Origin of the sequence: Pseudoalteromonas sp. XI10, from assembly GCF_001469895.1 — a bacterium.
GTDB lineage: Bacteria > Pseudomonadota > Gammaproteobacteria > Enterobacterales > Alteromonadaceae > Pseudoalteromonas.
Genome location: NZ_LOPY01000019.1, coordinates 1 through 19,259, shown reverse-complemented (window position 1 = coordinate 19,259; position 19,259 = coordinate 1). Strand labels below are relative to the sequence as shown.

The 19,259-nt window shown below is 39.0% G+C and carries 19 protein-coding genes; 2 read left to right on the top strand and 17 right to left on the bottom strand.

The window, feature by feature from the left end; genetic code table 11:
- Nucleotides 1–83: 83 nt before the first annotated feature.
- Nucleotides 84–1,322, bottom strand: a complete 1,239-nt coding sequence (locus tag AUR67_RS03185; RefSeq protein WP_058584098.1) for a uracil-xanthine permease family protein — start codon at nt 1,320–1,322, stop codon at nt 84–86.
- 9 nt (nt 1,323–1,331) lie between these two features.
- Nucleotides 1,332–1,961: a uracil phosphoribosyltransferase gene (gene upp, locus AUR67_RS03180; protein WP_054562437.1), complete on the bottom strand. Its 630-nt coding sequence runs from the start codon at nt 1,959–1,961 to the stop codon at nt 1,332–1,334.
- A 191-nt stretch (nt 1,962–2,152) separates the two neighbouring features.
- Between upp and AUR67_RS03175 the strand changes: the two genes are divergently transcribed.
- Entirely contained in the window at nt 2,153–2,971 is an 819-nt protein-coding gene (locus tag AUR67_RS03175; protein WP_152996471.1) for an ABC transporter substrate-binding protein, read from the top strand.
- Here AUR67_RS03175 and AUR67_RS03170 read toward each other — a convergent pair.
- The 5 genes from AUR67_RS03170 to AUR67_RS03150 form a co-directional block, all read right to left on the bottom strand.
- On the bottom strand, nt 2,968–3,939 hold the full coding sequence (locus AUR67_RS03170) for a Gfo/Idh/MocA family protein (RefSeq protein ID WP_058584096.1): 972 nt from the start codon (nt 3,937–3,939) through the stop codon (nt 2,968–2,970). The genes AUR67_RS03175 and AUR67_RS03170 overlap by 4 nt on opposite strands.
- 2 nt (nt 3,940–3,941) lie before the next feature.
- Nucleotides 3,942–4,889 carry a phosphotransferase gene (locus tag AUR67_RS03165; protein ID WP_058584095.1) on the bottom strand — a complete coding sequence of 316 codons (948 nt, stop codon included), beginning with the start codon at nt 4,887–4,889 and terminating at the stop codon, nt 3,942–3,944.
- 145 nt (nt 4,890–5,034) lie between these two features.
- Nucleotides 5,035–7,290, bottom strand: a complete 2,256-nt coding sequence (locus AUR67_RS03160) for an acyl-CoA dehydrogenase (protein ID WP_054562441.1) — start codon at nt 7,288–7,290, stop codon at nt 5,035–5,037.
- 253 nt (nt 7,291–7,543) lie between these two features.
- On the bottom strand, nt 7,544–9,076 hold the full coding sequence (locus AUR67_RS03155) for a phospholipase D family protein (protein WP_058584094.1): 1,533 nt from the start codon (nt 9,074–9,076) through the stop codon (nt 7,544–7,546).
- Between the two features lie 158 nt (nt 9,077–9,234).
- Nucleotides 9,235–9,429, bottom strand: coding sequence for a (2Fe-2S)-binding protein (locus tag AUR67_RS03150; RefSeq protein ID WP_054554573.1), 195 nt, complete (start codon nt 9,427–9,429; stop codon nt 9,235–9,237).
- A gap of 526 nt (nt 9,430–9,955) precedes the next feature.
- Between AUR67_RS03150 and AUR67_RS03145 the strand changes: the two genes are divergently transcribed.
- Nucleotides 9,956–10,222: a hypothetical protein gene (locus AUR67_RS03145; RefSeq protein WP_058584093.1), complete on the top strand. Its 267-nt coding sequence runs from the start codon at nt 9,956–9,958 to the stop codon at nt 10,220–10,222.
- 339 nt (nt 10,223–10,561) lie between these two features.
- Here AUR67_RS03145 and AUR67_RS03140 read toward each other — a convergent pair whose 3' ends face one another.
- The 10 genes from AUR67_RS03140 to AUR67_RS21135 all read right to left on the bottom strand — a co-directional run bounded on the left by AUR67_RS03140 (nt 10,562) and on the right by AUR67_RS21135 (nt 19,008).
- The gene (locus AUR67_RS03140) at nt 10,562–11,113 is read right to left on the bottom strand and encodes a hypothetical protein (protein WP_058584092.1); all 552 of its coding nucleotides are present in this window, start codon (nt 11,111–11,113) and stop codon (nt 10,562–10,564) included.
- The gene (locus tag AUR67_RS03135; protein WP_235591779.1) at nt 11,113–12,423 is read right to left on the bottom strand and encodes an RHS repeat domain-containing protein; all 1,311 of its coding nucleotides are present in this window, start codon (nt 12,421–12,423) and stop codon (nt 11,113–11,115) included. The genes AUR67_RS03140 and AUR67_RS03135 overlap by 1 nt, the downstream gene beginning before the upstream one ends.
- Before the next feature lie 303 nt (nt 12,424–12,726).
- Entirely contained in the window at nt 12,727–13,647 is a 921-nt protein-coding gene (locus tag AUR67_RS03130) for a hypothetical protein (RefSeq protein WP_058584090.1), read from the bottom strand.
- 237 nt (nt 13,648–13,884) lie between these two features.
- Nucleotides 13,885–14,298 carry a hypothetical protein gene (locus tag AUR67_RS03125; protein WP_058584089.1) on the bottom strand — a complete coding sequence of 138 codons (414 nt, stop codon included), beginning with the start codon at nt 14,296–14,298 and terminating at the stop codon, nt 13,885–13,887.
- 444 nt (nt 14,299–14,742) lie between these two features.
- Nucleotides 14,743–15,663, bottom strand: coding sequence for a hypothetical protein (locus tag AUR67_RS03120; RefSeq protein WP_058584088.1), 921 nt, complete (start codon nt 15,661–15,663; stop codon nt 14,743–14,745).
- 408 nt (nt 15,664–16,071) lie between these two features.
- Nucleotides 16,072–16,473: a hypothetical protein gene (locus AUR67_RS03115; protein WP_058584087.1), complete on the bottom strand. Its 402-nt coding sequence runs from the start codon at nt 16,471–16,473 to the stop codon at nt 16,072–16,074.
- Nucleotides 16,474–17,064: 591 nt separating this feature from the next.
- A complete protein-coding gene (locus AUR67_RS03110) occupies nt 17,065–17,712 on the bottom strand; it encodes a hypothetical protein (protein WP_058584086.1) in 648 nt (215 codons plus the stop codon).
- Nucleotides 17,705–17,965, bottom strand: coding sequence for a hypothetical protein (locus tag AUR67_RS20995; protein ID WP_161936927.1), 261 nt, complete (start codon nt 17,963–17,965; stop codon nt 17,705–17,707). Before AUR67_RS20995 ends, AUR67_RS03110 begins: the two co-directional genes overlap by 8 nt.
- Nucleotides 17,966–18,448: 483 nt before the next feature.
- Complete coding sequence (locus tag AUR67_RS03105; protein ID WP_150114719.1) at nt 18,449–18,736, bottom strand: hypothetical protein; 288 nt, start codon at nt 18,734–18,736, stop codon at nt 18,449–18,451.
- Nucleotides 18,737–18,849: 113 nt separating this feature from the next.
- On the bottom strand, nt 18,850–19,008 hold the full coding sequence (locus AUR67_RS21135; RefSeq protein WP_161936926.1) for a hypothetical protein: 159 nt from the start codon (nt 19,006–19,008) through the stop codon (nt 18,850–18,852).
- Nucleotides 19,009–19,259 lie beyond the last annotated feature (251 nt).

The following is a 19,259-nucleotide window of genomic DNA, read 5'->3' as shown; positions in this document are numbered from 1 at the left end:
AATTCCTTAAATTTTAGTTAGTTACAAAAAAAGCGCATATTTAATGCGCTTTTTTGGTGCAATATTCAAGCAGTTTTTAAGTTCTAATCAGCTTGTTGCACTGCTTTGGGGAGAACAGCATTTAAGATAATCCCCAAAATTGCGCATAAGCTCACACCTTGCAAACTAAACTCATCACCACCGATATGCATGCCACCAATGCCAAACACTAAAATCAGTGCAATGATAGTCAAGTTGCGAGGCGCGGTAAGGTCTTCACCTGATTTTACTAAGGTATTTAAACCAACAACGGCGATTGAACCAAATAGTAAAATCATGATGCCGCCCATCACAGGAACCGGAATCGTTTGTAAACCTGCGCCCATTTTTGCCACAAACGCGAGCACAATAGCGATTATTGCGGTCCAAAGCATTACTCGAGGGTTGAAGTTACGTGTAAGCATTACCGCCCCTGTTACTTCAGAGTACGTTGTATTAGGTGGACCACCAAAAACCGATGCCGCAGAGGTTGCTAAGCCATCACCAAGTAAAGTGCGGTGTAAACCCGGTTTCTTTAAATAGTCTTTACCTGTTACTTGGCTAATAGCCATCATGTCGCCAATATGTTCAATTGCAGGTGCAATGGCCACAGGCACCATAAATAAAATAGCCTGCCATTTAAACTCAGGATAAGTAAATGCCGGTACCGCAAACCAGTTTGCTTCGGTGACCGCCTTAAATTCAACAATACCTATAAATAACGAAGCAAGGTAACCTGCTACCACACCAGCAAGAATAGGAATAAGTTTGAATACACCTTTACCCCATACCGCAAAAATCAGCGTAACCAGTAATGATAAACCAGAAACCCAAATTGCTTGCTCATAAGGAACTAATTGTGCACTGCCATCCCCTGCTTTACCCATTGCCATATTCACAGCGACGGGGGCTAAGGCTAAACCAATCACCATAATAACAGGGCCAACAACCACAGGAGGTAACACTTTATGCAGTGCATTGACGCCTTTAAATTTTACAATCAAGCTAAGCGCAACATAGCAAAAGCCTGCCACCATTAAACCGCCCATTGTTGCAGGGATCCCCCACATTTGTACCGAGGCGATAATAGGTGCAATGAAAGCAAAAGACGATGCTAAAAAGATAGGAACTTGGCCTTTAGTAACCACATGAAACAGCAAGGTTCCTAAACCTGCGGTAAATAAAGCCACATTGGGATCAAGGCCTGTTAGTAACGGCACAAGTACTAGTGCGCCAAATGCTACAAACAGCATTTGCGCGCCAGTTAGAATAGTTTTTAACGAAAATGTTTGATGGTTTTCCACGTGAGCGCCTTAGACTGTGCCAAAAATTTTGTCACCGGCATCTCCTAAGCCTGGAATGATATATCCTTTTTCGTTTAAATGACTGTCTAGAGATGCTGTGAAAATTTCAACATCTGGGTGGGCTGCAAGAGTTTTTTCTACGCCCTCTGGTGCTGCCACTAATACAATCACTTTAATATCTTTACAGCCTGCTTTTTTAAGCATATCGATAGTTGCGATCATTGAACCACCGGTTGCAAGCATTGGGTCAATAACAAGGCTTAAACGCTCATCAATTTTACCAACCAGTTTTTCAAAATAAGGCACTGGCTCCAATGTTTCTTCGTTACGCTGAAGACCAACAACACTTACTTTTGCAGCAGGTAATAACTGCATAACACCATCCATCATACCAAGGCCGGCACGTAGAATAGGCACAACAGTAATTTTTTTACCTTTGATATGTTCTACATCTAATGTTGAACCATCCCACCCTGTGATTTGAACACTTTCTAATGGTAGGTTTTTTGTTGCTTCGTAAGTAAGCAAAGTACCTACTTCAGACGACAGCTCACGAAAACTTTTAGTACTAATACCTTCTGCACGCATAAGGCCAAGTTTGTGTTGAACTAACGGATGAGTAATTACATGGATAGACATAAGTAGAACCTAAATGAGATAAATTACGCCTATTTTAGCGCAAAATAGTCTTCTCGACTGCAAAAATGCATGTTCATCGCATTAATTCTTTGAATTGGTCTAAAATTACACTACCAGCTGCAAATATTAATTTTTTTGCAACAACACGCACCGGCAATGTTTAACATTTTATTTATTTTGGGCCCGCAGTAATGAAAACGTTTATCCTCACTTTAATACTACTTTTGTGTATTTGCCTACCGGTCCACAGTGAAACACTCGATATTCAAGTTATGGCAGACTTTGTTCCGCAAGATGGCGGCAACCCTGAGAATGAGGCCACCACATTTTTGCTGGCTGCCGCAGCTGAATTAGGCGATGAAATCAGCCTACATTTTATACCTGCAAGCCGCTTAAGAGAGTGGCAGGAATTAGGCAAAATGAATAATGTTTGCTTGTACAATAAATTGAAAACCCCTGAGCGTGAAGCTCATGCTGTGTTTAGCCAGTACCCTCTAATGGCATTTCCTTCAAATAAACTGGTGGTATTTAATAAGCCCACCATTCCAGACGCTATTACCCTACTACAAGCTATCTATTACTATGACTTAACAATTGGCGTTACTAAAGGCCGTTCATACTCAGAAGAGATTGATAAGTTTGTCCGTTTAAATGATGAGCACTTTTTTATACTCGATGGGGCAACAAATGCACCAAGGCTCGGGCAAATGTTATTTCAAAATAAAATTGATGCCGTTTTAGAATACCAAACTGTATTTAGCAACCGTTATAAACGTTTCCCCGGTCTGAGTAGTATTCGTTATATCAGCCTTAAACCAGAAAAAGCCGCGGTGTTTGGTTATATTGCTTGCTCACCAACAGAGGTCGGCAAACAAGCAATCGCGCTGTTCGATAAAGCGCTTAAAACCGAGAAGGTACGCACTTTAATTAGTGAGCGCCTGATGGAGTTATTTCACGAAGGTGAAAACACACAAATTGTAAATGCCTTCAATGCTGCGTTTGAGCACTAAGCCGATAAAATCTGCTCCATAACCCAACTTGTGTGTAGTGCGCTCTCACCGGTTGATGGATGAGGTTGCTGAGCATGAAAATAGTTTGCCATATTTTCAACATGATATTGTTGAATATGCGCAGGGTTATCAATTACGAGCTGTTGTTTACCCTGTGCATTGTTAAGCACAATCAGCTTTTCGTCAAAAACACTAAAGCTAAGCTCGCCTTCACTGCCGTAAATCATCACATCATCAAAACGATTAGATGAAGCAAAGTTCCAGCTCCCGGTGCCAGTAACACCAGATTGATGCTGCCAGTGCGCGGTAATAGCATCGAATGCAGAATATAAGCCTTGTTGATTAGCACATAAACCATGCACCTTACTAAAGTCACCTAAAAGGTAGGCAAGTAAATCAAGACCATGGCTGGCTAAATCGTCGAAGTAACCTCCTCGTGCCACATTTTGATCTGTGCGCCAGTTGTACTCACCTGATAAATCAAGGGCGTTAGGAGCTTTACTTAAATGCCAACTAACATGACGAGGCTTACCAATCGCACCTTGTTCTAATAACTGTTTAACGTGATTAAAGCGTGGTAATGAACGGCGATAATAAGCCACAAATAGCGGCTGTTTAGCCTCTTTAAACGCTGCGACAATGTCAAGGCTGTCTTGATAACTTGGCGCCAGTGGCTTTTCAATACAACACGGTTTACCTGCCGCAGCAACCTCAAGCGCATACGCTTTATGGCTATCTGGCGGCGTGGCAATATACACGGCATCAACACTGGTATCGTTAATGAGTTCGCTTGGCGATGCGAACACCTTTGCGACATTATGGCGTTTAGCGTAATCATGGGCTTTTTCTAAGTCGCGGCGTGTCACCCCAATAAGCGCAATACCTTCTGCTTGTTGATAAGCAGGGCCGCTTTTCACTTCGGTTACAGCACCACAGCCGATAATGGCAAATCGCATTGGCTTATTCATTATTAATCCTTTATTTTTAAGTAAGTTACAAATTGCTGCTGCATGTAGCCGTTTATTTTTACATGATCAGGGCTCCAACCTGCTAAAAAGCGATAAAAATCGCTCCATGCGTAACACCAAAGCGCTCGCCAACTGCTAACAACATGCGCTGGGTTTACATTCGGTTGATAACGTTTTAGTGCCTGTGTGAGGGTGTCAAAATAGCGATTTAAATAGTCATCTGCAACTGATTTTAATGCCGTATCATTTAAGCAACTGCCTAAAAAATACATGACATCAATCACCCCAACACCCTTGCCAACATATTGAAAATCATAGCCAAGAACATGCTGGTTTTGTGGCGCAATCGCAAAATTGGCAAGCTTAGCATCACCATGAATTAATGTTTGATAAGGTGACTCACTCAGCGCTATATCAATAGCGTGTGCCTGCGCTTTTAAGCTTAAATCGCTCATGCGTTGTAGCTCATCGGGCCGCGTTGCTAAATGCCAGTAACTACCTTGCGGCCAAAGGCCATCGGCAGAGCTTGCTAAATGAAAAGCATGAAAGTGTGCAAGCCAGCTTATAATTGCTTGAATGTCGCTGTGTGTAGCACTTGCTTGCAGGTAGCCAAGTGCACTGAAATCACTAAATAGCAGTGCTTGCTTACTGCCCTCTTGTATTGCCTCAATACAGTGTATAGCCGCAGCTTCATGGGGTAATTGCTCTGCGTAATGCCTATACCAATTAAATTCGACTAAGTAAGATTGCCGCTTTCTGGCAAGCGCAAAATCACTTTGTTTTATACGACTATGATTGATCTGGCTAGGCACTTCAATCGCTTTAATTACCGCAGCAGCACCATTCATTTGGCAACGAATAATCTCACCGCATCCACTCCATACTAATGCAGCTTGCTGTAGCTCTGTAATATTTGAAAAGTGACAAGTAACGAATTGCCTAAGATCCATAACGCTCTGTAATTTATATAAACCGATGGCAATGGTAGGTGATATTGTCTATTGGCACAACGGCCTATAGGCAATAAAAAACCCGTGCTAAGCACGGGTTTTCGAAGATAAAGTCCTAATACTGCTCAGGACTTGCATTGTTGAATTACTCGTTTACCACACTTTTAAGTGGGTTAACTGGCTTTGCATTGTCATCCAGTAAGTTCATATCAAAGTCGAACTCATCAACACGAATCGCTTTTTCACGCTTCTTGTTGTAATCAATCAGTTTTGCATACTCTTCTTCGTTGATAACACTTGCAACAAGTGCATTATCAAGCGTTTCTGCAAAACGAACGCCCGGCTTAATAGTTTTAGCACGCAGTGCTTTTTTAACTTTCTTAAGTAAGTCAAGGCATGCCATTTTCGCTTTGTACGCTTGCTCATTGATGTAATGACCATCACCTTCAATTGGATTAACCAAGTGAGTGATTTGCGCTTTAAATGCGGTATCCATTTGCGCTTGAGTCGCAAGTTCACGGATTAAATCATCGCTGATCTTAGGCATTTTCATTGAGTAATTCATCGTAATGAAACGCATAAACTTACGAGTACCACTTGCAGGGAAGTTATCTAAGAACTTATGCAATGCTTCTTCAGCGCTTTGTAGTGCAAAGCGAGTCGCATAGTGGAAGTAAGGCGCAGCTTGCTCACGTTCACTGCTTGCTACTTTTTGCTCGTAGTATTTAATTGATGCCATAGCAGCGTATAAGAAGCTCATTACGTCGCCTAAACGTGCAGATAACATTTCTGCTTGCTTAAGTTTGCCGCCCAGTACCAATAACGAGAAGTCAGCGTAAACTGCAAGTTTTGCAGATAGTTTGTGCGCTGCTTTTTCGTATTCACGTACTTCTGGTAGTGACGATTTAGCACCGGCAGTAAACGGTAATACACCTAAACGGAAAGCTCGTAAGCTGTTAGCTACGCTGTAACCCACTGTTTTACGTAAAATGCTGTTGAATTCTTTATCTGCATTTTTGTCTTCGCTGTGGATAGACTCAACCATAGTTTGTAGGTAAGGGTGACAACGCATTACACCTTGACCAAAAATCATAAGGTTACGAGTAAGAATGTTTGCACCTTCAACCGTGATTGCGATTGGTTGTGCAACATATCCACTTGCTAATGTATTTTGCGGACCATTTTGAATTGCTTTACCTGCTTGAATATCCATTGCTGAATCAAGCACGTTACGACCAATTTCTGTCATGTGGTATTTAGCAATCGCAGTAACTACAGATGGTTTTAAGCCCATGCCTAAACCTTCTGTTGTTAATACACGCATTGCTTCTTGAAGGTAAGTTTTACCTGCGATATCAGCAAGCTTCTCTTGGATACCTTCGAATTGACCAATCGCCAGACCAAACTGCTCACGCACTGCTGCGTACTCTGAAGCACCTTTGAATGCTACTTGTGATGAGCTAACACCTAGTGCTGGTAACGAAATACCACGGCCTGCACCTAAACAGCTAACCAGCATTTGCCAGCCACGGCCGATGTTCTTTTGACCACCAATGATGAAGTCCATTGGTACAAATACTTTTTCACCGCGAGTCGTACCGTTGTAAAAACGGATGCCCATAGGATCATGACGATTACCAAGTTCAACACCTGGGTGGTCTTTAGGGATAAGCGCACAGGTAATACCTAGGTTTTCTTTGCCACCTAGTAAACCATCAGGGTCAACTACTTTAAATGCTAAACCTAATACTGTCGCAATTGGCGCAAGTGTGATGTAGCGTTTGTCCCAGGTAATTTCTAAACCTAAAACTTCTTCGCCATTGAACTGACCACGTTTAACAACACCGATATCTGGAATACCACCCGCATCTGAACCCGCTTCTGGACTAGTTAGTGCGAAACATGGAATATCACGACCATTTGCAAGACGTGGTAAGTAGTGATCTTGTTGCTCTTTAGTACCAAAGTGAAGTAATAGCTCACCTGGGCCTAATGAGTTAGGAACCATCACGGTTACCGCAACCGCAGAACTCTTAGTCGCGATAGTCGCAACGATTGTAGAGTTTGCATAAGGGCTGAATTCTAAACCGCCGAATGATTTAGGAATGATAAGCGAGAAAAAACGCTCTTTTTTCAAGAAATCAAGAATGTAATCAGGAAGATGAACACCATTTTGAATTTCAGAATCATCAATCATTGATAATAATTCTTTTACTGGGCCATCTAAGAATGCTTGCTCTTCAGCGCTCAGCTTAGCTGCTGGCACGTCACGAAGTGCATCGAAATCAGGTTTACCTTGGTAGATTGAACCTTCTAACCAAACATCACCCGCATCTAACGCTTCTTGTTCTGTAATTGAAATACTAGGTAATACTTTTTTTAATTTTGTACGTAAGCTCATAATAAACTCATCCGACCAGATAGTAATACCTACATTACGTCATAAAACGAGCAATAGATCAATTGGTCCAACCAGTTTTTTTAACATTTTTTTATATTTATTTTTTCTTTGCACGCTAAGCACTTGAATACAATGGGTTTACACGTGTACGCTCAAACGCCATTTTTTATCCCGAAATGGTTAACAACTAAAGGCTGAAAACAAAAAGCCCAACTAAAAAGTTGGGCTTAGGTATAAATACTTAAGGAATGGCTTAGAGCTCATCTTCGATAGGGAATAACGAAATAAACCACACTTGAAAACGTCGCCACGAAGACGTTTGTGGTTCTTCATCAAACTGCTCATTACTCACTGTGTCGAGCCACACTAAGTCATTATCTTTAAGCTCAACTTTCCAGGCATATTCAGGCATTTGCGTATCAACCCAGTGGGCCAAAAAACGGCTAAGCTTTTCGCTTTCGATTAATACGCCCATCTCTGTATTTAAATCAAGCGAGCGAGGGTCGAGGTTCATGGTGCCCACAAAAATCTTTTCATCATCGAAGGTCATGGTTTTTGCGTGTAAACTTGCTTGTGATGACCCTGTTACTTTACGCCCCGCTTTGCGCTTAATGGCCATTAAGTCACTGGGTTTTAACTCCCACAGCTTAACCCCGCCTTTTACGAGATCTTCTCGGTACTTTTTATAACCAGCATGCACCGCGGATACATCGGTAGCTGCTAAAGAATTAGTAAGTACAGTGACATCAACGCCCTGTTTTGCCCAATTGGTCAGTAATTTAACGCCCTGCTCACGAGGAATAAAATATGGCGAGACAATAATTGCTTTTTGTTTCGGCTCGCCCATTTCTTTAAACAACATTGGCGACATATTAGCCGATTTTTCACTGACGTCGTTCATCACCTTATCGGGATGATCATAAAACAACACAGACTTTTGCCAATCGAATTCTATTTCATCGTGCAATAAACGTTTTACAAAGGCGCTTTCGCGTAACTGCTCAACATAATTACTCTGCTGATTCTGCTCAACATAGGTCGATAAGGTGTTAGTGATATCAATAAGTGATTGCTCATCACGTTCACCGTGCAAATCTTCAACAGGGTAAGACAGCTGATGATTCCAATATAAATCAAATGCTTTTGATGCCTCTGGCACAATCTCGCCAACACTCATAACATCTAAATCAATAAATTCAGAATGATCTTCAGCCGAGAAATACGCATTGCCTATGTTGCGCCCACCAGTGATAAAAATCCGATTATCAACAATAAAGCTCTTGTTATGCATGCGTCGTGAAAGCTGGCTAAAGTTGGTAACAAAACCAAGCGCTCTAAAACGACGGTTAGGAAATGGATTAAATAATCGCACTTCAATATTAGGGTGAACAGCCAGTGCAGCTAAATCAAGCTCACTGTCGGCTTGCGATAAGTCATCAAGCAACAAGCGAATTCTTACCCCCCTATCTGCGGCTTTTAATAAAAAGGCCGTAAATAATATGGTGGTTTGCTGCCTGTGGTATAAATAGTACTGCACATCAATGGTGTGCTCTGCAGAATCAATGAGTGCCAACCTAGCTACAAAGGCATCGACCCCATCTGCTAAAGGATAAAACCCTGATAACCCAGGATGATTATTACCCACTGCATCTCCTATGGTACTGGGTGTATCCGCTGCAATGGCATAGCTTGGTTGAATGGACTCTCGTGAAGGTAACTGCGCACAGCCCGCGGTGATTAAAATGAGTACTGCACAAAAAAGTGATTTTGAAGAGTCTATTATCATGGCTTCCTACCAATGACCGTGTGATACACGTATCTGCTTTGTTATAACCCTAATAAATGAAGGGGTTAAAAGCAAATAAAAACTCGTAAGTATGGGGATAAATTAGAAGAATTAAACGAAGGAAAAATTGTTAAGCACGCATGCTTAAGAGCAAGTAATTAAGCTACTTGCTCAGTGATATCTGCAATTTCGATCAGTTTGCGATTAAGAATTTTTTTACAACAACCACAACACTTGCCGCACTGGCTACCCACTTGCAGCTCTTTTGATAAATCGCGCATCGTCATAGCGCCATCATCAATTGTTTGTTCGATTTTTTTATCAGTCACACCATGACATAAACAGATATACATGAATGCAAACCACTCTCATTTCTCTTGATGGTCAGCATATTAATCTAAACGGTAATAGTTCGCAATAGTGTTATAGGCAATATTTGCATAACATTTATACCGAATTTTCCTAAATGGCACACAGCTAAAAATTTTCCCTTATGATTTGGGCAGTTAGTTAAAGGCGAGTAAAGAAAAAATTTTTAACTTTTTTGAGGGGGTTTAGTTTGGAGTTGAATGAAAAGATCAATCATAGGCTATCGAGTAATGTGAGGCTCAGCTTATAAACACCACAGTAAAAGACTGGTATATTGTTACAGTTATGAATGTTAAGGCTCAGCAGGTAATAACAGCAAGCAACTCTTGCTACGCTCTCAAGGGACGCGGAAAACGAGCTGTTATCGATTTAGACGATTTCGAAATGCTTCGCCACGGATTTTCGCCAGAGTAAATTAGGGGGTTATAAAGCTCATCGCTTCTTTTAGCCCATTAGCTTTGCCACCAAGCGGGTTTTCATCGATCAACCACTACTAAGTTGGAGCAAATAATGCCGACAAGCAAAATTGATTTTCACAATGCCGAATGCTCGGCCTGCTGCAAAAAGCATGTCGATATTAGAACTGAGATAATTGCACCATCACCAGATAGACCTAACGCTATTCGCAAGAAAGTTATCTTTCGATGCGAAGATCACCTCGATTGCGATGTCGATGAGATTGAAAAACTTGCGTTAGTCAAAAACCGTTTTCAAAATCTAGACGAAAATGACCTTGTTGATGGCGAAACATTTTTTAATCAATTGGACTCTGAATAGATATAGCAGCGTCTGTCTGATTTGGCACCAAACCAAAGGAAGCGAAGCGCCAACTTCAAAAGTTAAACGCCAGATAAAAGAAAACCAGCTCCCGCTGCCTTTCTTATCCCCGTCATAACTCAGATAAATAATTTGGTAAAAACTATGACGATAATTTTGTAAACAACACTACTGACCCCATTGGTTCTACTGACCCCAGAAGTTTAGACCTCAGTTACAGCTCCTAGCAGCAGGTCATCCAGTGAACTTGCATATCTAGTCCTTTTCTCCAACGTTTATCCTCCTTGTCCTTATAACTAAAATTTGTTCCAACTATTTCAATTCGAAATTAACCACGGGTCAATCAATCGCAACTCTTTCAGTTTTAATAGTCTTAACTGTTTTTCCACTAGTAATAACTTCGACTAGGTGAGTTTTGTTTCCTAACTTAGCGAAAACATTAAAATGTCTATTTAGTAAACATTGTTGATTTAATTCAACATGGATGTGTTTTAATTCATGCATAGACTGTAGTGGTTCCTTGCTTTCTAGGGTAGACAAATCAAATTCAATCTTATTGCTGGAGCGATTAAATCCACCTTCTATTACCCCTAATGCCATCAGTAAGCTCATTGCATAATTTACTTGCTCATCCGATATGCTAGGTCCTAACGTAATAACCTTTGCTTGACTATCTTCGCTATTACGACAATATGATTCTGAATAAATTTTCTTTTCTAACGTAGTTTTATTTTCGAACGAAAAAATTTCATACCCTTTGCACCATCCGTCAGTTGTCAGTGATGGTGCAATATTTTTTACAAAAACTTCTTTTTCACTACTTTTTGTAATAGGTGATGCAAGAAGTAAATTAACAGTAACAACATAACTTATTAAATTTATTAGCTTCATTAGTAATTCTCGGACAAGGTTTTTATAGTCGAGTAGCTAGGGTTTCTAATTAAACCACCACCGCCTCCTGAGGACATTAGTTGGTTAGTGCCAATATGGTCGAACCCAAGGACGTGGCCAAATTCGTGACCAGCTGTATATTTCCCACCGTATTGTTTGCTATACCACATTTTATTTCCTCCTTGTAACGCTATTCCACGTATAAGACGAAGTTGTCTATTTTCGTTTAAACTATAGCCACACTTTGCACACGCTAAAACTGAAATGTCGCCACCTGACTCTACTATTTGTAGATCGACAGTTAATGACAGCTGTTTACCATTATCATCTGAATATGTCCCGGTCCATTGTGATTCTATGGCAGACACATAAGAATCAAGATCTGCAGCGCTAATTTCAGCACTACCGCTAATTGTTGCAACAATACTCATTGAAGTGCCATCTTCACTTTTCGTTATTTTTGAAACAGTTCCTCCTATTACTGCCGAAGCTAATATTCTTAACGGTACATTACCTATTCCACCTGCGGCACCTCCAGCACCCGCCGCAATGAAACCATGCCCAAAATTCGCCCCTAGGGCTTTATTTGCTAGCCCTCCTATAATTCCCCTCGCAATAAAGGCTCCGGGGTTCATTCCTCCCGGACTAATTGCAGAAGCAACAAATCCGATAGCAGCGGCTTTCAAGCTCCCCGTCACAGCATAAGTCACGGCAGCATTAAATACTGCACTACACCATACTTGGCATCCGGGTATGAAATTAAGTGCAATACTGATAAACGATGAAAGCCATTTATTCTTGCCTATAGCTTTGAAAAGGGCCTTGAAAAAATATCCAGATGGATCTGTATAACTCAGCGGGTTATTCAGCACAAAACTGTATCTGTTATATGATTGCGAATTGCCCGAAGCTTGAATAAACAGATCAGCCCGCAAAAACCTACCCAAGGTTGGATCGTAGATCCGACCGTTCATATGGATAATACCTAAATCCGATATTTCTTTATGACCTGTATAACCTTTACTTTCCACGGGGCTTTGTTGATTCAACAAAGAAAATAATGAGCTACTAGTATAGAACCGATTTTGTTTCCCCCACGCATCATAGTTTATGTGCTGAATAACGCTGCCATTCGAGTCTGTTACCGTCACGGCAGAGCCTAGATGGTCCTTATGCGTATATAAAGTTTTACTTTGCTTAGCATCAGTACTGTCAATTACTACAGTATTCCCAGCATAGTATTTGTGTTCAACATTTCCTGAAGGCAATATTAAACGCTCATATAGCCCTTTGAGATATAATGTTTCCACACATGGGTCAGGTCTTGCCTTTTGCAACAATCTTACTAACACGCGAATAGTGTAATTGAAAATAATCTCCCAACTCTTTTCTTTGCTCGACAATTACAGCTAACTTACGCCTTGATGTTGCTTTAGATTTTCCAAATTGAACGAACATTTTGTCGATTTAAAGCCATTCTGGAGCTTTTGCTTGCCCATCGTAAAATGCCCAGCACGTTGAGAACTTATATTAAACCATTGCTTATAAACAACATTGGACTAGCTAAAAGGCAAAAAGAAAGACCTGACCATTTTAGTGACAGTTTTTAGATGCTACGCTAGTAACGCTTTTTCATCAAAGCCTTGCTCATGTAATTTGACTACAAGCTGTTCAAGCAGGTCATCTTTTTTAGGGACTACAGGCTGCGTTAATAGTAAAGAAGTCACATTCCCAAAACCAGGGTGCTCAAAATCAGGGTTTTCAAGGCCATGTTGTGCTCTTAGCGTTAGCAGCATAAGTGCAGCATAAGGTGTAAATTGCCAGTTCATATTATCGAACTCAAAAAACATCTTACTCGGTGGCGATGCTACTTGAGCGACTTGATCGTCACATAACTGATTTAGATAAGCGGTAACTTTTGTTAAGTCTGTACTATCCCAGTTATCTAAAATAGCTTGATAAGCAAAATCATCTACGATCGGCTTTAGGGTATTGCCACCTTTTACCTTATCAAACAGCAAGATAATAAAATCACCAATGTGACTTTTTGATCTATTCACCCAGTGCTTCATGTAACCTGCTTGAAATAACGTATAAATTTGGCGAGCATATTCATTATTATGCAATATCACTGCAATACTTAGCTGAAATACAGATGTTGGTGATACCAACCTTAAAGGTTCACGACTAAAGCGATGTGTGAAGCGTTTTAGGTTATAGTTTTCTATCATAAGCAGGTGATATCCATAAGTTAAGCATATGCTTAACTTACATAAATCAAGTAAGTTATCATCTACAAAACTAGCTTGTGCATCCATCTCATAATAATTACGTGGAATTGACAACTCTGTATTTAATACCTCCCAGTTAAAGAAAGGCAATTTATCATTGCTAGGTATACCTCTTTTCGTTTCTCCTTGCTCAATATAAAAATTAAGCTCTTTTGTATTATTTATATAAACCTTTCTATACTTTTCAGGATTTTTTATCGCCAGCTTACGCTTTCGTAAAAATTTTTCTAATATTTTGTCCATTATTTACCTGCTGGAGTCATTGAAATTGTAGCAGTGTCAGCAAGCATCTAGGGGTCAGGGTCTTGCTTTTTGCCACTATCCGACTCGCGCTTGAGTAGGAGTAATGAAGCTTAAGATAATCACCCAACTATTTTCAACACGTTAGGAATTTCTATTAAACAGTGCTTATATATGACATTGGACTAGCTAAAAAGAAATACCTGACCCTATTGATTTTTTTATACTAGATCTCAACGCTTACTTTTTATTTTTTATATAGCAAGGACTAAACTTAGTGTATTTTTCGTTTTCATCATATTTATGAACAAAAGAGACCTTATCTAAGACTCGTCTTTCAGAATTATCTTTATGAAAAGTAAATCTAGCTTTTATAAACACATAGCTTTGCACGCAAGCATCAAGTAAATTGACTCCATCATAAAAGGTGATGACATCTAAATATCTATCTTTGAGAAAAAACTCACTATCTGACTTTGAGGGATATAACTCATAAATCCCGCCAGTATTCTTCACAAGATAGCCAGAAAATTTGACTTCCTTATTTAAATATTTGTCAGAGTTTCCTAGCAAAGAATATATATTAGTGAACACTACTTTGCTTTGTAAACTAAAACTAAAAAATAAAAAACAAAGAAAAAGGGACCTTAACATTAACCATCTCCTGAATATATAGTACAAGACCATCTACCACTATTGCTGTTATATTGATAGTGATAAGTAACTTTTTGGGTAGTCTGATATGCATAAACACTGTATATACCAATCACGACCGCTCTGTGATATTACGTGACCATGGGGTCAGGTATTGCCTTTTGCCACTACCAGACTCACGCTTGAATAGTGTAATTGAAAATAATCATCCAATTCTTTTCTTTGCTCAACAAATACCGCGCACTTTAGCCTTGCTATCACTTTAGATTTGTCAAATTGAAGTAACACTTTCTCGATTTAAATCAATTCTGGAGTTTGTGCTTGTTCCATCATAAAATGCCCTACACGTTGAGAACTTCTATTAAACCATTGCTTATAAACAACATTGGACTAGCTAAAAGGCAAAAAGAAAGACCTGACCATTTTAGTGACACTTTTTAGATGCTACGCTAGTAACGCTTTTTCATCAAAGCCTTGCTCATGTAATTTGACTACAAGCTGTTCAAGCAGATCATCTTTTTCAGGGGCTACAGGCTGCGTTAATAGTAAAGAAGTAACATTGCCAAAACCAGGGTGCTCAAAATCAGGGTTTTCAAGGCCATGTTGTGCTCTTAGCGTTAGCAGCATAAGTGCAGCATAAGGTGTAAATTGCCAGTTCATATTATCGAACTCAAAAAACATTTTACTCGGTGGTGATGCAACCTGAGCGACTTGATCATCACATAACTGATTTAGATAAGCGGTAACTTTTGTTAAGTCTGTACTATCCCAGTTATCTAAAATAGCTTGGTAAGCAAAGTCATCTACAATCGGTTTTAGGGTATTATCACCTTTCGCCCTATCAAACAACAAGATGATAAAATCACCAATATGACTTTTTGAGCGGTTTATCCAGTTTTTCATATAACCGTTTTCGAATAATCTATAAAATTGCCGCGCATAATCATGCTGATGTAATAAAACAGCTGTAGCTAATTGAAATACACTACCAGGTGATATCACTCTTTCATTATCTTCCCCGAAGCGAATAACACAGCGTTTTTGTCTTATATGAGCAATAGTTAGCTGATAATACCCATAGCTCAAATAATATCCTAACTGCTCGATATTGAGTACGCTACCCTTCACTAAACTAGCTTGTGCTTGCATTTCACAAAAATAACCTGGAATTGACAATTCAACATTAAGCTTTTCCCAAGGAGCAAAAGGTAAACTCTCATTAAAAAATTCTTCACCTTTTGTTTTGCCATGTTCTAAGTAAAAAGTAATTCTCGTTATATTTCTATCGTAGACATTTTTATACTTTTCTGGGTTTTTAATTGCTTGCTTACGCTTACGTAAAAATTTTTCTAATATTTTGTCCATTATTTACCTGCTGGAGTCATTGAAATTGTAGCAGTGTCAGCAAGCATCTAGAGGTCAGGTCTTTACTTTTGCAACAATCTTACTAACACGCGAATAGTGTAATTGAAAATAATCATCCAATTCTTTTCTTTGCTCAACAAATACCGCGCAATTTAGCCTTGCTATCACTTTAGATTTGTCAAATTGAAGTAACACTTTCTCGATTTCAATCCATTCTGGAGCTTGTGCTTGCCCATCGTAAAATGCCCAACATTTTAATGATTCTTATTAGGCCATTACATAAACTCACCATTTGATTAGCAAAAGTAAAAAAGAAAGACCTATCCCTGTTTGTTTTTACTAAAAATATTCGGAAGAAATCCACTCGTGAACTTTTCAAAGGCTGGTTAATAATGTTCCTATTGGTTTTTAATTCACAAAACCTGATATTTGATCCAAGCAGTTATATTCAGGGTCTGAAAGTGGGCTTAATCTAACTACTTTCTTAATTCGTGGGGCTCTACTCTTTTCATGGCTAGAAATAACCCCCTCCACTATAAGCAATCTCTCATTGCAATGCTTAATAAAATCTTTTGTAACATCACCATAAAATGGGAATACCAAATACTCCATTGAAAAACTATCTGCACTCTCGAGAACTTTATAAAAACCTGCGAAGTTATAAAAAGCTGTTAAAGATACTTTTTCACCTACTAATTTTTTATGGCTTTCAAATAAATTACTCCAAGTTATTTGCTTATAACCATCATCACTAGCAGATACTTGAATGGCAGAGCTTAGTGTTAATAATAAAAATATAAATTTTCTCATCTTGTTATTCTCCTGTATTACTTAAGCTTTGACGAGCATCAAATACATGCACATTGCTTCTATCCATGAATGTAGAATCCATATGTCTGGTCTTTCTTTTGCCACTATCATACTTCATGCTTGAATTGTGCGGCTAAAATAATCACCCAACTCTTTTCTTTGCTCAACAAAGTAAGCAAACTTTCGGCTTGATGTTGCTTTAGATTTTCCAAATAGGGGTAACACTTTGCCGATTTAAATCCATTCCGGAACTTGTGCTTGCCCATCGTAAAATGCCCAACACGTTAAGAATTTCTATTAAACATTGCTTATATATGACATTGGACTAGCTAAAAAGAAATACCTGTCCCTGTTTATTTACTTTGATTGCATGGCATTTTTTAAGCAATTTGACTCTGAATAGATAGAATTAAATCTGCTCGCTTTGACACCAAGCGGATATTAAGCGATTTAAAACCTTCGCCTCCCTTGGCACCAACCCAAAGGAAGTGAAGCACGAAGCGCTAAACGCCAGATAAAAGAAAACCAGCTCACGCTGGCTTTCTTCTGCACGGTTTAGGTTATTCCCAAACCACTGAAGCGGCAGATTACTTATCTACTAAAAGCTTTAAACTCTATTGGAGCAAAATAGAGCCAGTAACCATGCTGAGCATCTGAACCTTCATGCTTAAAGCTAATAAATAATTTAAATTTATCTCTAGGGCAACCAACAAACCGCTCTGTTTCTAAAGCTAAACTTAAAGCCCCTGAGTTTTTCTTTAATTCTTGATAATTGTTGCTCTCCCACAAAGCCAAAATTTCATTTTTAGCTAATTCTGTTCTTCTTAATTTGGTCAAAAGCGAGTGGCTACTACTACTGAAATAAGTCTCTTTTTGATCTGATGAAAAGACAGACTTTATAGCAACTTTATCTTCTTTCTCAGTAACGAAATATGATTTTTCAAAGTCAATTAGAGTATCTGTATTGGACCAGAACTGGATGAAAAACTTACTCTGATTCGTTGAGCAGTGTTTTATTCCAAAAGTTAATGATTCCCATGAATCTGGGTGTATCTTAACCAACACTCCATCTTGAAAGTCAACTATTGGCCAAAGGTCTTTCCATTCGTCTTTATAGCCTACCTTTTGGTAAGAAATAGGCGACAATGAATATGTATTAACAATATTTACATGTTGACTAGTCGTACAGCCAACTAATCCAATAAGCACTACAGAGAATGTTAATATCTTCTTAACCATCAAGTTCACCACTCAAATACTTGTAGTAACTAAAACCTAATGCTTCGTAGTTCATGTAAGCAGCAGGAACAATTGTTACGCCTAAAACAACAGCATTAGTTACGTTCCATTTAGCCATCCATACATCATGAAACACAGCCATTGAGTTCACCCCCGGTGTTGTATTGGCAACTCTGGTGAAAACACTACTACCTTCGCTGTCCCATGAAAAGTTAACATGTCCACCATCAAGCTTTATCTTTCCTTGATTCAATGGATTATTGGATAGCAATAGTTTAGCTTCTTCGGCAGTTAAACTGCTTAAAGATCTTCCTACTAAAGAACCTCGGGGTCAGGTCTTTCCTTTTGCCACTATCTTACTTTCACGCGAATAGTGTAATTGAAAATAATCACCTAATTATTTTCCTTGCTCGACAAATAGCGCAAATTTTCGGCTTGCTATCGCTTTAGATTTGCCAAATTGAAGTAACACTTTATCGATTTAAATCCATTCCGGAACTTGTGCTTGTTCCATCATAAAATGCCCAGCACGTTGAGAACTTATATTAAACCATTGCTTATAAACAACATTGGACTAGCTAAAAGGCAACAAGAAAGACCTGACCCTATTGGTTTTAAAATAACCTTCAAATTTGTTTAGACTGTTCATTTCAGCAAAGGAAGTTACACAAAATCAGAAAGTGCTAAATTAACCCATTACAACTATTTTTCTAGATTAAAAGTCTATTGAGGCACCTTAGTGATCATGATCTCCATAAACAAGTATTCTATCTGAATCCATAGGTTTATAGAATCCAACACTTTTTGACTGAGACTTGAAGATTTCCACCGTAACATCTAACTCTTCTAGTGATTTTACCCAAGTAAAACTATCACTAAAACAAGAGGAAAACTCATATTCGAAAGATACATTTGAAGGGTAGCCTCCAAACTCCAATATGACACTTTCCTTAAAAGGCTCAGGACCGCTCACTTTATGTTCTTTGATATAAGAAACGTTTGGGTCTTTAGATTTCCAGTCCATTAGACACTTTCTTTCATAAGGATTAGCTAGAATAAAAACCCCATTCTCATCATGGTTATAACCATAAGCTATATAAATTAATACAAAATTTAGGATTATCGATACCAAAAAAATTATACTTCGCATATGACCCCTTTATTCCCAAAACCACCCAATACCCGAAAGTGAGACTTGCTACCAATCACTGTTTGTGACTCGTAGTTAATTTCAGTAGGATAATCAATTAAATTATCGTTGATTAAGGTTCCATCTTTAAAAAACCTCAAACTCATACTAATACAAATCTTCACTATATTGAGCTTGGTTTGTTGTGGTCACATCCACAGTCCCCCAGCAATTACTTGGATTATTACACGCCCATACGTTGCATTGGTTTGAATTTTCCCAACACCTTTCTAATAGCAGCAGTGATAAAACTATGTTCAAATTTGCCCCCCTTGGAGATCTGATAGAACGCCTCCAGCAGTTGTTTGCTTGAGTTAAAAAGAGCACATCCTTGCTAACATTTACTTTCTTACGCTCA

Coding starts and splice junctions, on each gene's coding strand:
- AUR67_RS03170 (WP_058584096.1), bottom strand. CDS start 3,939: ATGAATAAGCCAATGCGATTTGCCATTATCGGCTGTGGTGCTGTAACC.
- AUR67_RS03130 (WP_058584090.1), bottom strand. CDS start 13,647: ATGGACAAAATATTAGAAAAATTTTTACGAAAGCGTAAGCTGGCGATA.
- AUR67_RS03140 (WP_058584092.1), bottom strand. CDS start 11,113: ATGAAGCTAATAAATTTAATAAGTTATGTTGTTACTGTTAATTTACTT.
- AUR67_RS03175 (WP_152996471.1), top strand. CDS start 2,153: ATGAAAACGTTTATCCTCACTTTAATACTACTTTTGTGTATTTGCCTA.
- AUR67_RS03110 (WP_058584086.1), bottom strand. CDS start 17,712: ATGGTTAAGAAGATATTAACATTCTCTGTAGTGCTTATTGGATTAGTT.
- AUR67_RS03155 (WP_058584094.1), bottom strand. CDS start 9,076: ATGATAATAGACTCTTCAAAATCACTTTTTTGTGCAGTACTCATTTTA.
- AUR67_RS03145 (WP_058584093.1), top strand. CDS start 9,956: ATGCCGACAAGCAAAATTGATTTTCACAATGCCGAATGCTCGGCCTGC.
- AUR67_RS21135 (WP_161936926.1), bottom strand. CDS start 19,008: ATGAGTTTGAGGTTTTTTAAAGATGGAACCTTAATCAACGATAATTTA.
- AUR67_RS03120 (WP_058584088.1), bottom strand. CDS start 15,663: ATGGACAAAATATTAGAAAAATTTTTACGTAAGCGTAAGCAAGCAATT.
- upp (WP_054562437.1), bottom strand. CDS start 1,961: ATGTCTATCCATGTAATTACTCATCCGTTAGTTCAACACAAACTTGGC.
- AUR67_RS03160 (WP_054562441.1), bottom strand. CDS start 7,290: ATGAGCTTACGTACAAAATTAAAAAAAGTATTACCTAGTATTTCAATT.
- AUR67_RS03125 (WP_058584089.1), bottom strand. CDS start 14,298: ATGTTAAGGTCCCTTTTTCTTTGTTTTTTATTTTTTAGTTTTAGTTTA.
- AUR67_RS03150 (WP_054554573.1), bottom strand. CDS start 9,429: ATGTATATCTGTTTATGTCATGGTGTGACTGATAAAAAAATCGAACAA.
- AUR67_RS03165 (WP_058584095.1), bottom strand. CDS start 4,889: ATGGATCTTAGGCAATTCGTTACTTGTCACTTTTCAAATATTACAGAG.
- AUR67_RS03115 (WP_058584087.1), bottom strand. CDS start 16,473: ATGAGAAAATTTATATTTTTATTATTAACACTAAGCTCTGCCATTCAA.
- AUR67_RS03105 (WP_150114719.1), bottom strand. CDS start 18,736: ATGGACTGGAAATCTAAAGACCCAAACGTTTCTTATATCAAAGAACAT.